The organism is Bacteroides caecigallinarum (assembly GCF_021531075.1).
Taxonomy (GTDB): Bacteria; Bacteroidota; Bacteroidia; order Bacteroidales; family Bacteroidaceae; genus Phocaeicola; species Phocaeicola caecigallinarum_B.
On sequence record NZ_JADYTJ010000009.1, the window covers coordinates 1 to 12366 of the forward strand.

Here is a 12366-nt window from a genome sequence, read left to right on the forward strand (position 1 = left end):
TCGTACTATATTGCAGAATTGTGTAACCAAGTGGTAAAAATAAACTACTAAGCTGTAAAAAAAATAATAATTGTTGCGTTTGTAATTCATATTTATTCAAACAATAGACATCAAAAAAATGAGATACATGTATAAACAATTAATCTCACAATAAACAGCATCAAAATAAAATAGTATTTTTTAACTTTACTAGTGACCTTATATCAACGGAATTACTTAATTTTGAGAATACGAACTTTAAAACTATAGACATTATGAATACAAATCCTGTTTTCAGTCTGAACATCCCTACAAAATTGATGTTCGGATGTGGCGAGATTAAAAATCTTGCCACAGAGCAACTCCCTGGGAAAAAAGCCATGATTGTTATCTCTGCAGGTTCATCTATGCGCAAATACGGCTATTTGGACAAAGTGATAGAACTGCTCAAGGAAAATGATGTGGATTCAATAGTATACGACAAGATACTTCCAAACCCAATAAAAGACCATGTAATGGAAGGTGCAGCCATCTGCCGCGAAATGAAATGCGACATGCTTGTAGGACTAGGAGGCGGAAGTTCCATCGACTCTGCAAAATCCATTGCTGTTATGGCATGCAATGACGGCGATTATTGGGATTATATTCAGAGCGGTTCCGGCAAAGGACGTCCGGTAAAAGGAGCATTGCCTATCATAGCAATACCTACCACTGCAGGAACAGGAACAGAAGTTGACCCTTGGACAGTAATAACAAATACAGAAAAGACTGAAAAGATAGGTTTCGGATGTCAGTACACTTTCCCAACTCTATCTATAGTTGACCCGGAAATGATGCTTTCCGTTCCACCACAACTGACTGCATATCAAGGTTTCGATGCATTTTTCCATGCCTCTGAAGGATTCATTGCCAACTGTGCAACACCTATCAGCGACCTCTATGCACTGGAAGCAGTGAGACTTCTTTATAAATACCTGCCAGTTGCTGTAAAAGACGGACGTAATCTCAAAGCTAGAGCAAAAGTGGCTTGGGGAAGTACCCTCGCAGGATTGGTGGAAGCAACATCCAGATGTGTGTCACAACATGCATTAGAACATGCCATGAGTGCAAAATATCCTGAACTTCCACACGGAGCAGGACTTATAGCACTGAGTGATGCTTACTTCGAAACATTCAAGAACGACTGCATGAAACGCTACATGAAGATGGCTGAAGTAATGACACAGAAAAAGAGCAACAGACCTAGTGACTTCCTTGAAGCACTTGCACTGATGAAAAAAGAATGCGGTATGGACAATCTGAAACTGAGCGACTGGGGGATGAAACCTGAAGATCTGCCGGAAATGGTTAGCAATGCCAGAGACATAGCAGGCGGATTCTACCGCTTCGATGTACGTCCGCTTACAGACGAAGAAGTTCTGGAAATCTATAAAAAATCATACAAATAAAAACTTTTATAATATCTCCAATTCCATAACAGGTATTGGAGATATTTTCATTATAGGAAAAAAAGATACATCATAACATAAAACAATGGACTCACTAAAAATAAACAAGGTACAAATCAGAAATCTGCAAATCGAAGATTATGACCAACTGGCACAATCGTTCACACGTGTATACTCAGATGGAAGCGATGTATTCTGGACACACAAGCAAATAGAAAAACTTATCAAAATCTTTCCAGAAGGACAGATAGTAACTGTAGTGGACGAAAAGATTGTGGGATGCGCTCTATCAATAATAGTAAACTATGACGATGTAAAAAATGACCATACTTATGCCCAGGTAACAGGAAAGGAAACATTCAATACCCACAATCCTAAGGGAAACATACTTTACGGTATAGAGGTATTCATACATCCTCAGTACAGAGGACTACGTCTGGCACGACGCATGTATGAATACCGTAAAGAGTTATGCGAGGAATTGAACCTGAAAGCAATCATGTTTGGCGGCAGAATACCAAACTACCACAAATATGCCGACAAGATGCGTCCTAAGGAATATATAGACAAAGTTAGACAAAAAGAAATTTATGACCCTGTACTGACATTCCAACTGTCAAACGACTTCCACGTTCGCAAAGTTATGCGCAACTATCTTCCCAACGATGAAGAATCAAGACATTATGCATGTCTGCTGCAATGGGATAATATCTATTATCAGCCACCTACACAGGAATACATCAGCCCAAAAACATCTGTACGCGTAGGGCTGGTACAGTGGCAAATGCGTTCGTACAACACACTTGATGATCTGTTCGAGCAGGTGGAATTCTTCGTTGATGCAGTATCCGACTACAAAAGCGATTTCATCCTATTCCCGGAATATTTCAATGCTCCACTCATGGCTCACTTTAATAACGAAGCTGAATCGGAAGCAATACGTGGACTGGCAACATATACAGACGAAATACGCGAACGCTTTACTAAATTAGCTATCAGTTATAATATCAATATCATCACAGGTAGTATGCCATTGATAAAGGAAGACGGACGACTGTACAACGTAGGCTTCTTATGCAGACGAGATGGTACTACAGAAATGTATGAGAAAATCCATGTTACTCCGGATGAGACCAAGAGTTGGGGATTAAACGGCGGACGTTCCATAAAGACATTTGATACGGACTGTGCCAAAATAGGTGTACTGATATGTTACGATGTGGAATTCCCTGAATTGTCGCGTATTATGGCAGACCAAGGCATGCAGATTCTATTCGTTCCATTTATGACAGATACACAAAATGCATATAGCCGCGTGAAAGTATGTGCACATGCCAGAGCCATAGAAAATGAATGTTTCGTTGTTATTGCCGGAAGTGTAGGAAATCTGCCACGTGTGCATAATATGGACATACAATATGCACAATCAGGGGTATTCACCCCATGCGATTTTACCTTCCCAACAGATGGGAAACGAGCTGAAGCTACTCCTAATACAGAAATGATTTTAGTTTCTGATGTAGACCTTGACCTTCTGAACGAACTACATACCTACGGAAGTGTGAGAAATCTGAAAGACAGGCGAAATGACTTGTATGAAGTGAAGGTTAAGAAATGACAATCAATATATTTTACAAATAACTGACCGTTATAATCTCAAATCAGACTATAACGGTCATATTTTTATTTCTGCGAAAGTTCCTCTAGAGTTTTACCCTCATATTCGCAAATTGCTTTCTTATATATCATTGGAATAGGAACCGGTTCTTTAGTTGCCACATCATAACCAACAAGCACCGTACGGCACTGACATTTCATTACACCACTAGCCTTGTTCACTGCACGTTGTAGTAATGTAAGACTTTTATTGCCAAGATGAACCACTGTAGTCTCGATTATAAGTTCATCCGAGAAAAACACAGGTGCCATGAAATCGGCATTTATATTTGCTACGACAACACCAAATTTATTCCAATCGTGCAAATCGCCGAAAACATCCTTAAAATAAGTTGTCTTCGCCAAATCGTACAAAGAGAAATACACAGAGTTGTTCATGTGCCCGAACTGGTCGACATCACTGAAGCGAATTTGAGCCGGGATTACGTGTTTAAAAAGGATTTCATCTTCCATGCTAACATTCTTATTTGGTTATATTGTTCAAATATAATTCTTTTTTTTGTCATTCGTCAACTAATTGACGGAAATATTAGTAATTTTGCCGTCAATAAAATAAATATTCAATAAAAATAAAACATTATGGGAAATAAATTCAGTAGAGAAACTCTGTGCGTACAGGCCGGATGGCAACCTAAAAAAGGTGAACCGAGAGTATTGCCTATATATCAGTCGACAACATTCAAGTACGAAACAAGTGAGCAGATGGCACGCCTTTTCGACCTTGAAGAATCAGGATATTTCTATACCAGACTTCAGAATCCTACAAACGATGCCGTGGCTTCAAAAATAGCTGCATTGGAAGGTGGTGTAGGTGCAATGCTTACATCATCGGGACAGGCAGCTAACTTCTATGCTGTATTTAATATCTGCGAGGCAGGCGACCATTTTGTCTGTTCTTCCACTATCTATGGCGGAACTTTCAATCTGTTTGCCGTAACAATGAAGAAACTAGGAATAGAATGTACTTTCGTAGATGCTGACGCTAGCGAAGAAGAAATCTCAAAGGCTTTCCGTCCAAACACAAAGTGTCTGTTTGGCGAAACTATCTCAAACCCTAGTATCAATGTTCTGGATATTGAAAAATTTGCACGTATAGCACACAATCATGGTGTACCTTTGATTGTTGATAATACTTTTGCAACTCCTATCAACTGCCGCCCATTCGAATGGGGAGCCGACATAGTTACTCACTCCACTACTAAATATATGGACGGACATGCCACATGTGTGGGTGGCGCTGTAGTAGACAGTGGTAACTTCGACTGGGAAGCACACGCCGACAAATTCCCAGGACTAACCCAACCAGATGAATCATATCACGGACTGATTTATACAAAGGCATTCGGAAAAATGGCTTATATCACCAAGGCTACAGTTCAGCTTATGCGTGATTTAGGTTCAATACAGTCACCTGAAAATGCTTTCTTATTGAATCTGGGACTAGAAACCCTTCATCTGCGTATGCCACGCCACTGCGAAAATGCACAGAAAATAGCAGAGTGGCTTGAAGCTAATCCAAAAGTAAAATGGGTAAACTACTGCGGACTGAAAAGCAGCAAATATTACGAATTAGGCCAGAAATATATGCCTAACGGCTCTTGCGGAGTAATAGCCTTCGGACTGAATGGAAGCCGTGAAGAAGCTATAGAATTCATGGACAATCTGAAAATGATTTGTATCGTCACTCACGTAGCAGACGCACGTACATGTGTACTCCACCCTGCAAGTCATACTCACCGTCAGCTAAGCGACGAGCAGCTTATAGAAGCCGGTGTAGCTCCTGACCTGATACGTCTGTCTGTAGGTATAGAAAATGTAGACGATATTATAGCAGATTTGTCTCAGGCTATGGAAAAAGTGAAATAAGCACTTTTATATAAAACAATTTCCCCGTCTGTACCATCACGGTATGGCGGGGAAATTTATATATAATGATTAAGAAATTTAGAAATTAAAAGTATCAGAACATTCTCTTTTCTGCACAACAGATAAATTCATCTGCAGTCATATCTCTATAATAATATACTTCTGTAACAGGCTGATAAATGTAAGATGAAAATTGAAACAACTGAACAGCAGCAAACTTTCTGTCTTTAGAATACATGTAATCCATTCGTATACCGCCTGTATTTCCACTTTTAACTGTCTTTTCACCAGAGAAACAACAACCGTCCAAAACAGATTTAAGACTGCGGAAATCTGCAGCTTCGTAAAACTCACTCTTCACAGAAATACGACTATCTGTAGGAGTATAGAACCAACTGTGGCTTTTCCAGAACAAACGGAACACACCTACAAGAAGGCATGCAGCCCCCAATGTCATTATAAGCATACTCAGTGAAGAAGATTCATTCTCTTCTATTATAGAAAAATAAAATGCCAACCCACCAACGAGAATCAAAATAACCGAGAAAATGATTGAACGTATATCTGTACGGCGTGCAACATGTTCATGAACGTTTGTAAATAATGAATTTGTGTCCATAATTTAAAATTTGTCTTTTTTCTTTAGATTAATATTAATGATAGATTAAATCAAAAAAAGGTATAAGCTACCTTAGGGAATATCATAATTACTCCCCGCAATAAAAAAATGACAAATAAATGGACTAAATAACAACTCGACATAACTGGTAAAGATACCTTACATGGTTACCGGTCATGCCTACACGAAATTTACTGGAGTTTAAACATTCTGATATAAAACTCTGATGCTGCATATATTCTGCTATCATACGGACAGCATATTTTGCCCATAAAACAGAGGTTTTATAAATTTGTCTTGCAGTTAGCTTCACCATCACACGTAGATTTACCGCAAGACTTCCCAACTGACTTACATCTGCTGCCAACATTTCCGTGCGATTGTCATTATTGTTGGATAACAGATATTTACGCACATCAAAATATTCCGTATTATTTCCTTCTACGCTTTCGGCGTGTACACATACACTGTCATCATACACACTAGTGCATGACGTAATAATAGAGAGCAAAAGCCCCAAAAACAGGATAATTGATATGTGTATTGACCTTTTCAAAAATTACTTTTTTGTTTAGCGGCTGTAAAGTTAAGAAAAGATTGGATTCTAACAAAAAAAATCTCCACACCGACATCATCGGTATGGAGATTCATTTTATTTCAGGTTTATATGTTTTTATTCTTCTACTGGCTGGAAATCTTCCTTACCAACACCGCAAACAGGACATACCCAATCTTCTGGAATATCCTCGAATGCTGTACCTGGAGCTATTCCGCTATCCTGATCACCTGTTGCAGGATCATAAACCCAATCACATACTGTGCAAATGTACTTTTTCATAACGCTTTCTAATTTTTAAATAAATGTTAGTCTATTGTTTCAATCTTAATTACAGAACAAATGTAAATATAAAAATGTTCACATCATAACATATCGTACAATATTTTTCTCAAATCTTCCATTCCGGAAGATGCCCCTTTTGATATTACTTGAACCTTCCTGCCTGATGAAATATTTACCGGATTAGGATCTATAAGAAAAACAGGAATATCATAACCTACATAGTTAAGTAATCCTGCGGCTGGATACACATTTAAGGATGTTCCTATAATAACAAATATGTCAGCCTTTTCAACATAATCTATTGCAGTCTCTATCATAGGAACTGCCTCGCCAAACCACACGATGAAAGGGCGAAGCTGTGAACCATCATCAGCCAAATCACCTATCTTGACTTCAAAATTTTCCGGTAGCAATTCCTTAATATATTTTGGTTCGTTAGGCTGACGACTTGATGTAACCTTGGTGAGTTCGCCATGCAAATGAATTACATTTTTACTTCCAGCACGCTCATGCAGGTTATCCACATTTTGTGTAATAACAGTAACATCAAAATCTTTTTCCAGTTCAGCCAGAATTCTATGTCCAAGGTTTGGCTCAACTTTCAAAAGCTGTTTTCTCCTGTCGTTATAAAAATCCAATACCAGTTTGGGATTTGCAGCATATCCCTCAGGTGTAGCAACTTGTTCAACAGGATATTTCTCCCACAGTCCACCAGAATCACGAAAAGTACTGATTCCACTCTCCGCACTCATGCCTGCACCTGTCAATACTACTATTTTTTTCATATCTGTCTGTACTTTTATACATTTCGAACACAAAAATAAGAAAAATTATCACTCAAAACACCTCACTTTCAAAGAAAAAAGATACCTTTGCCATCCGAACAATTAATATAATATTTACAATTAAATTCATGGATAAATTCAGTTATGCCATTGGCCTTGGAATAGGTCAAAACTTGTGGAGCATGGGTGCCCGCAACATTCAGGTAGAAGATTTCGCACAAGCTATCAAGGATGTACTTGAAGGTAACAAGACCGCTATCACTCACGATGAAGCCCGCGAAATAGTAAACAAGTTTTTTACTGAACTTGAAGAAAAAGTAAATTCAGAAAATATAGAAAAAGGCAAGGCTTTCCTTGAAGAGAACAAGAAGAAAGAAAATATCATTACATTGCCAAGCGGACTTCAGTATGAAGTCATTACTGAAGGAAACGGTAAAAAGCCTAAAGCTACAGACCGTGTACGTTGCCACTACGAAGGAACACTTATCGATGGTACAATGTTCGACAGTTCAATAAAACGCGGTGAACCTGCTGTGTTCGGTGTTAATCAGGTTATTCCGGGATGGGTAGAAGCATTACAGCTAATGTCAGAAGGAGCGAAATGGAAACTTTACATACCTTCTGAACTTGGTTACGGTGCACATGGAGCTGGAGAAATGATTCCTCCTCACAGCACACTAATATTCGAAGTGGAACTTATAGAAGTTCTTTGATATCGAGAACAAACAACTAAAATATTAATATCTTAAAATTACTAGAAACAAAAATGAAAAAAGGTACAGCTCTTATGGTATTGGCTGCTGCAGCCGGACTTGCTTCATGCGGTCAAAGCGGTGCTCCTAAAGCAAACATGAAAAGTGACGTTGACACACTTTCATATATGGTGGGAGTTAGCAATTCTCAAGGTTTAAAAGATTATGTTGTAGGTCGTCTTGGTGTTGACACTACTTACATGGCAGACTTCATCAAAGGTATCAAAGAAGGTATGAAGAGTACTTCTGCAAAGGAAAAGGCTTATATGGCAGGTATGCAGATTGGTCAGCAAGTTAGTGGCGATATGTACGATGCCATCAACAACCAGTTATTTGCAGGTGACTCTACAACAACAATGAGCAAAGAAAACTTCCTGGCAGGATTCATCGCTGCAGTAGAAGAAAACAGCCTTGTTACTCCAGACTCTGCTTCTGTATACGTACGTACTAAATCTGAAGAAATCAAGACTAAAGCTCTTGAAGCTAAATATGGCGAATATAAGAAGGAAAACGAAGAGTTCCTTGTAAATAACAAGAGCAAAGATGGTATCAAGGTTACTGAAAGCGGACTTCAGTACAGAATCATCAAAGAAGGTAAAGGTGCTATCCCAACTAAAGATTCTAGAGTAAAAGTACACTACAAAGGTACTATGATTGATGGTACTGAGTTCGACAGCTCATACGAACGTAAAGAACCTACTACATTCCGTGCAGATCAGGTTATCAAAGGTTGGACTGAGGCTCTTACTATGATGCCTGTAGGTTCTAAATGGGAACTTTATATTCCACAAGAACTCGGTTACGGTTCTCGCGAAGCTGGTAAAATCAAACCTTTCTCTACTTTGATTTTCGAAGTTGAACTTATCAGCATTGAGAAATAATTATTTCACAAAGGATATAAAAAAATCCGGTAGAAAATCAATTCTACCGGATTTTTTATATCCTTTTACTTCTTTTCTTTTATATCAGTGTGAGCCTCAACGACATTCACCACATAGTCACCAAGTTTTTCACACTCGGCAATAATATCCATGTAGTGAACCCCCATCTGATAATCATACTCCTTATTATTTACATCAACAACATTCTGACCTTTAAGCCTATTTCTGTAATTATTTATTTCATTTTCCAAGTTGAATGAACAATTCACATCAACAGTATGATGAGTATCTTCAACCAACTTTATCATTTGGGACAAAGCTTCATCTGTCAGCTGCATCATCTGATGTATATGATCGTATTGTGCATTGGTAAAATCATCGTTTCCTCTATTCTTGCGATTAATGGTACGGGCTATATTATAGCAACTATCTCCAATGCTCTCTATTTCCGTAACCTCTCGAAGCATTCCCCGTATCTGAACCTTACTTTCGGAACTCAATCTTCCTTCTGATACCTGATTAAGATATTTAGCTATCTCCAGCTCCATATTGTCACTGATATTCTCATATTTCTCTATTCGGCTGAAAAGTTTATTGAATTCAGACTCATTCTTAACATGAAGCAAGTCACGAACCATACCGAACATTCTCTGTATACGTTCTGCAAAAAGATTAATTTCCTTTCTTGCCTGAAGAATAGAAAGTTCGGCAGTTGACAACATACCACCTGAAATAAACTGAAGACGATATTCTTCTTCCTGCTCCTTCTGAGGGATAATACTACACACTGTTTTCTCTATAAACTTGACAAACCATATTAGAATCAGCACATTACAGATATTGAAACAAGTATGGAAGGCAGAAAGTTTGAATGACACCGCCACACCTCCTGCATCAGAGATATTCATAAAGTCGGAAACAATCCATTCCACCATAGAAAGGAATGGTCTGAACAGTATAAGCACCCAAACAACTCCGAAAATATTGAACATGAGATGAGCCATAGCAGCCCGTCTGGCCTGTGTATTAGCTGTCAGAGCAGCAAGGTTTGCTGTTATGGTAGTTCCAATATTTTCCCCCAATACAAGTGCTGCACCAAGTTCAAAACTTATCCATCCATTAGCACACATAATTAATGTAATTGCCATAGTTGCTGCCGATGCCTGGACTATCATTGTAAGGACAGTACCAATCAGTACAAACAGCAATACAGATATAAAGCCCATGTCTGTGTAGTTCTGTACGAAAGCTAACATATCCGGATTATGACTCAAGTCTGGAGCATTAGTCTTCAGCAGATTAAGTCCCATAAAAAGGAAGGCAAAGCCAAAAATAAATTCTCCTACAGACTTGCGTGAGCTTTTCTGAGAAAACAGCAAAGGAATACCAAAGGCCAACAAAGGAAGCGAAAAAGCAGATATATCAACCTTAAAGCCCAAAGCAGATATAATCCACGCAGTAACTGTGGTACCGATATTGGCACCCATAATGACACTTATAGACTGTGCCAGTTCAAGAAGACCTGCATTAACAAAACTGACAACCATTACCGTAGTAGCCGAGGAAGACTGTATCAATGCTGTTATAAGCATACCGGTCAAAACTCCTGTTACACGATTGGTTGTCATCGCCGTTAAAATACTTCGCAAGCGGTCACCTGCAAATTTCTGTAAACCTTCGCTCATAATCTTCATTCCATAAAGGAACAAAGCCAAAGAGCCAAGCAACTTTAAAAAATCATAAAATGAATATTCCATCTGATATTATTTAGGTAAGGTATAGGCAATATAAATAATATTGAGTAAATTAACTGCCAGTTCATCCAATTAGTAATACATATTACAATTATGTTACAAATATATTGCAAAAATAACAAAGAAACAAGAGATTTTCCAGAAGGAACTTCCCTTATAGACATTTATAATGATTTTAAACTGAACATGCCATACGGTCCTGTCAGTGCAAAAGTAAACAACAAAGTAGAAAATCTGGACTTCAGGGTATACTACAACAAGGATGTGGAATTCCTTGATATTACCAGTGCATCGGGTATGAGAACATACGTACGTTCGCTGTGCTTCATTCTTGTAAAAGCAGTAGACGATCTTTACCCTTGTGGTACCATTTCTTTGGAACATCCTGTATCAAAAGGCTATTTCTGTAAATTACATATCGACAGAGGCATTGGCTTAGACGATGTGTCGCGTATAAAGAAAAGGATGCTTGAAATAATAAATGAAGATTTACCGATAACAAGATACGAACAAAGAACTGAAGATGTAATAAAGATATTCCGTGAAAGAGGAATGATGGATAAAGTAAAACTTTTATCTACTTCAGGAAAACTATATTCTTTCTACTATAAACTTGGCGATACAATAGACTGCTATTACAGTAGCCTGGTACCAAGCACAGGATATATAAAGAAATTCGACATTGTGAAATATTACGACGGTCTGCTGCTGCAAATACCAAATAAAAATAATCCTGAAAAAATAGAAGAACTTATCAAACAGGAAAAGATGCTTGAAGTTTTTCAAGAGCACCACAGATGGAATGAGATATTAGGTATAAGCACTGTAGGAGATTTCAACATAGCCTGTAATGAAGGACATGCAATTGATTTGATAAACGTATCGGAAGCACTTCAAGAGAGAAAAATTGTAAAAATAGCAGATGAGATTTCGGCAAGACAGGAAGGACAAGACAGAATAAAACTGATATTGATTTCGGGACCTTCATCGTCAGGAAAAACCACATTCAGCAAGAGATTAAGCATTCAGTTGATGACCAACGGACTGAAACCGTACCCAATATCACTTGACGATTATTTCGTGAACAGAAAAAATACACCTCTTGACGAAAACGGTAATCATGATTACGAATCTCTTTACGCTGTAGATTTGCCTTTCTTCAAGAAACAACTCGACACAATACTAGAAGGTGGAGAAGTGGAACTTCCAAAGTTCAATTTCGCCACCGGAACAAGAGAAAAGAGTGGTACAAAATTCAAGCTTGAAGACAATATGATTCTTATTTTGGAAGGTATACATGCATTAAACCCGGAACTTACACCTAATATTCCTTCCGACAATAAGTATAAGATTTATGTTTCTGCACTTACAACGATATTACTTGACAAACATAACTATATTCCAACAACAGACAACAGACTTTTGCGTCGCATTATACGCGACTCGAAATACCGAGGAAGTTCTGCCGAGGCAACTATTGCACGTTGGTCAAGTGTAAGAGCTGGTGAAGAAAAATGGATTTTCCCTTATCAGGAAAATGCAGATGCTATGTTCAATTCAGCACTACTTTTTGAACTGGCAGTAATAAAAGACCATATAGAACCGATACTTAGAAAAGTACCAAACAACTGTCCGGAATATTCCGAAGCGCATCGTCTGTTACACTTTCTGAGTTATTTTGTTTCCATACAGGACACAGAACTTCCACCAACATCATTACTAAGGGAATTCCTTGGTGGCAGCAGCTTTAACTATTAAAAAAAA

The 12366-nt window shown here is 38.2% G+C and carries 12 protein-coding genes; 6 read left to right on the forward strand and 6 right to left on the reverse strand.

The features are described 5' to 3' along the window. Nucleotides 1-254 precede the first annotated feature (254 nt). Together I6E11_RS04105 and I6E11_RS04110 are read left to right on the forward strand one after the other, a co-directional pair. Nucleotides 255-1427: an iron-containing alcohol dehydrogenase gene (locus I6E11_RS04105; RefSeq protein WP_235336551.1), complete on the forward strand. Its 1173-nt coding sequence runs from the start codon at nucleotides 255-257 to the stop codon at nucleotides 1425-1427. Nucleotides 1428-1512: 85 nt separating this feature from the next. Further along, a complete protein-coding gene (locus I6E11_RS04110) occupies nucleotides 1513-3045 on the forward strand; it encodes a carbon-nitrogen hydrolase family protein (RefSeq protein ID WP_235336552.1) in 1533 nt (510 codons plus the stop codon). A gap of 65 nt (nucleotides 3046-3110) precedes the next feature. Here the strand turns inward: I6E11_RS04110 and I6E11_RS04115 are convergent, their stop codons facing one another. Continuing rightward, on the reverse strand, nucleotides 3111-3557 hold the full coding sequence (locus I6E11_RS04115) for an acyl-CoA thioesterase (protein WP_235336553.1): 447 nt from the start codon (nucleotides 3555-3557) through the stop codon (nucleotides 3111-3113). A gap of 126 nt (nucleotides 3558-3683) precedes the next feature. Between I6E11_RS04115 and I6E11_RS04120 the strand changes: the two genes are divergently transcribed. Continuing rightward, nucleotides 3684-4970: an O-acetylhomoserine aminocarboxypropyltransferase/cysteine synthase family protein gene (locus I6E11_RS04120; protein WP_235336554.1), complete on the forward strand. Its 1287-nt coding sequence runs from the start codon at nucleotides 3684-3686 to the stop codon at nucleotides 4968-4970. 94 nt (nucleotides 4971-5064) lie between these two features. Here I6E11_RS04120 and I6E11_RS04125 read toward each other — a convergent pair whose 3' ends face one another. From I6E11_RS04125 to I6E11_RS04140, 4 genes are all read right to left on the reverse strand, one after another. Beyond that, nucleotides 5065-5589, reverse strand: coding sequence for a DUF8460 domain-containing protein (locus I6E11_RS04125; protein WP_235336555.1), 525 nt, complete (start codon nucleotides 5587-5589; stop codon nucleotides 5065-5067). 124 nt (nucleotides 5590-5713) lie between these two features. Next, nucleotides 5714-6145 (reverse strand): hypothetical protein, encoded by a 432-nt coding sequence (locus I6E11_RS04130; protein WP_235336556.1) that lies wholly within the window; start codon nucleotides 6143-6145, stop codon nucleotides 5714-5716. 117 nt (nucleotides 6146-6262) lie between these two features. Next, nucleotides 6263-6427, reverse strand: coding sequence for a rubredoxin (gene rd / locus I6E11_RS04135; protein WP_235336557.1), 165 nt, complete (start codon nucleotides 6425-6427; stop codon nucleotides 6263-6265). Between the two features lie 83 nt (nucleotides 6428-6510). After that, nucleotides 6511-7215: an SIR2 family NAD-dependent protein deacylase gene (locus tag I6E11_RS04140; protein WP_235336558.1), complete on the reverse strand. Its 705-nt coding sequence runs from the start codon at nucleotides 7213-7215 to the stop codon at nucleotides 6511-6513. 128 nt (nucleotides 7216-7343) lie between these two features. Between I6E11_RS04140 and I6E11_RS04145 the strand changes: the two genes are divergently transcribed. Together I6E11_RS04145 and I6E11_RS04150 are read left to right on the forward strand one after the other, a co-directional pair. Continuing rightward, on the forward strand, nucleotides 7344-7928 hold the full coding sequence (locus I6E11_RS04145; protein WP_235336559.1) for a BamJ family beta-barrel-assembly machinery protein: 585 nt from the start codon (nucleotides 7344-7346) through the stop codon (nucleotides 7926-7928). A 53-nt stretch (nucleotides 7929-7981) separates the two neighbouring features. Next, complete coding sequence (locus I6E11_RS04150) at nucleotides 7982-8848, forward strand: BamJ family beta-barrel-assembly machinery protein (RefSeq protein WP_235336560.1); 867 nt, start codon at nucleotides 7982-7984, stop codon at nucleotides 8846-8848. A gap of 65 nt (nucleotides 8849-8913) precedes the next feature. Here the strand turns inward: I6E11_RS04150 and I6E11_RS04155 are convergent, their stop codons facing one another. Then, nucleotides 8914-10605 (reverse strand): Na/Pi cotransporter family protein, encoded by a 1692-nt coding sequence (locus tag I6E11_RS04155; protein WP_235336561.1) that lies wholly within the window; start codon nucleotides 10603-10605, stop codon nucleotides 8914-8916. Between the two features lie 81 nt (nucleotides 10606-10686). On the opposite strand from I6E11_RS04155, the gene I6E11_RS04160 reads away from it, so the two are divergent. Continuing rightward, on the forward strand, nucleotides 10687-12360 hold the full coding sequence (locus tag I6E11_RS04160) for a nucleoside kinase (RefSeq protein WP_235336623.1): 1674 nt from the start codon (nucleotides 10687-10689) through the stop codon (nucleotides 12358-12360). The last annotated feature ends 6 nt before the right edge of the window (nucleotides 12361-12366 follow it).

Coding starts and splice junctions, on each gene's coding strand:
- I6E11_RS04120 (WP_235336554.1), top strand. CDS start 3,684: ATGGGAAATAAATTCAGTAGAGAAACTCTGTGCGTACAGGCCGGATGG.
- I6E11_RS04150 (WP_235336560.1), top strand. CDS start 7,982: ATGAAAAAAGGTACAGCTCTTATGGTATTGGCTGCTGCAGCCGGACTT.
- I6E11_RS04140 (WP_235336558.1), bottom strand. CDS start 7,215: ATGAAAAAAATAGTAGTATTGACAGGTGCAGGCATGAGTGCGGAGAGT.
- I6E11_RS04110 (WP_235336552.1), top strand. CDS start 1,513: ATGGACTCACTAAAAATAAACAAGGTACAAATCAGAAATCTGCAAATC.
- I6E11_RS04105 (WP_235336551.1), top strand. CDS start 255: ATGAATACAAATCCTGTTTTCAGTCTGAACATCCCTACAAAATTGATG.
- rd (WP_235336557.1), bottom strand. CDS start 6,427: ATGAAAAAGTACATTTGCACAGTATGTGATTGGGTTTATGATCCTGCA.
- I6E11_RS04115 (WP_235336553.1), bottom strand. CDS start 3,557: ATGGAAGATGAAATCCTTTTTAAACACGTAATCCCGGCTCAAATTCGC.
- I6E11_RS04155 (WP_235336561.1), bottom strand. CDS start 10,605: ATGGAATATTCATTTTATGATTTTTTAAAGTTGCTTGGCTCTTTGGCT.
- I6E11_RS04145 (WP_235336559.1), top strand. CDS start 7,344: ATGGATAAATTCAGTTATGCCATTGGCCTTGGAATAGGTCAAAACTTG.
- I6E11_RS04125 (WP_235336555.1), bottom strand. CDS start 5,589: ATGGACACAAATTCATTATTTACAAACGTTCATGAACATGTTGCACGC.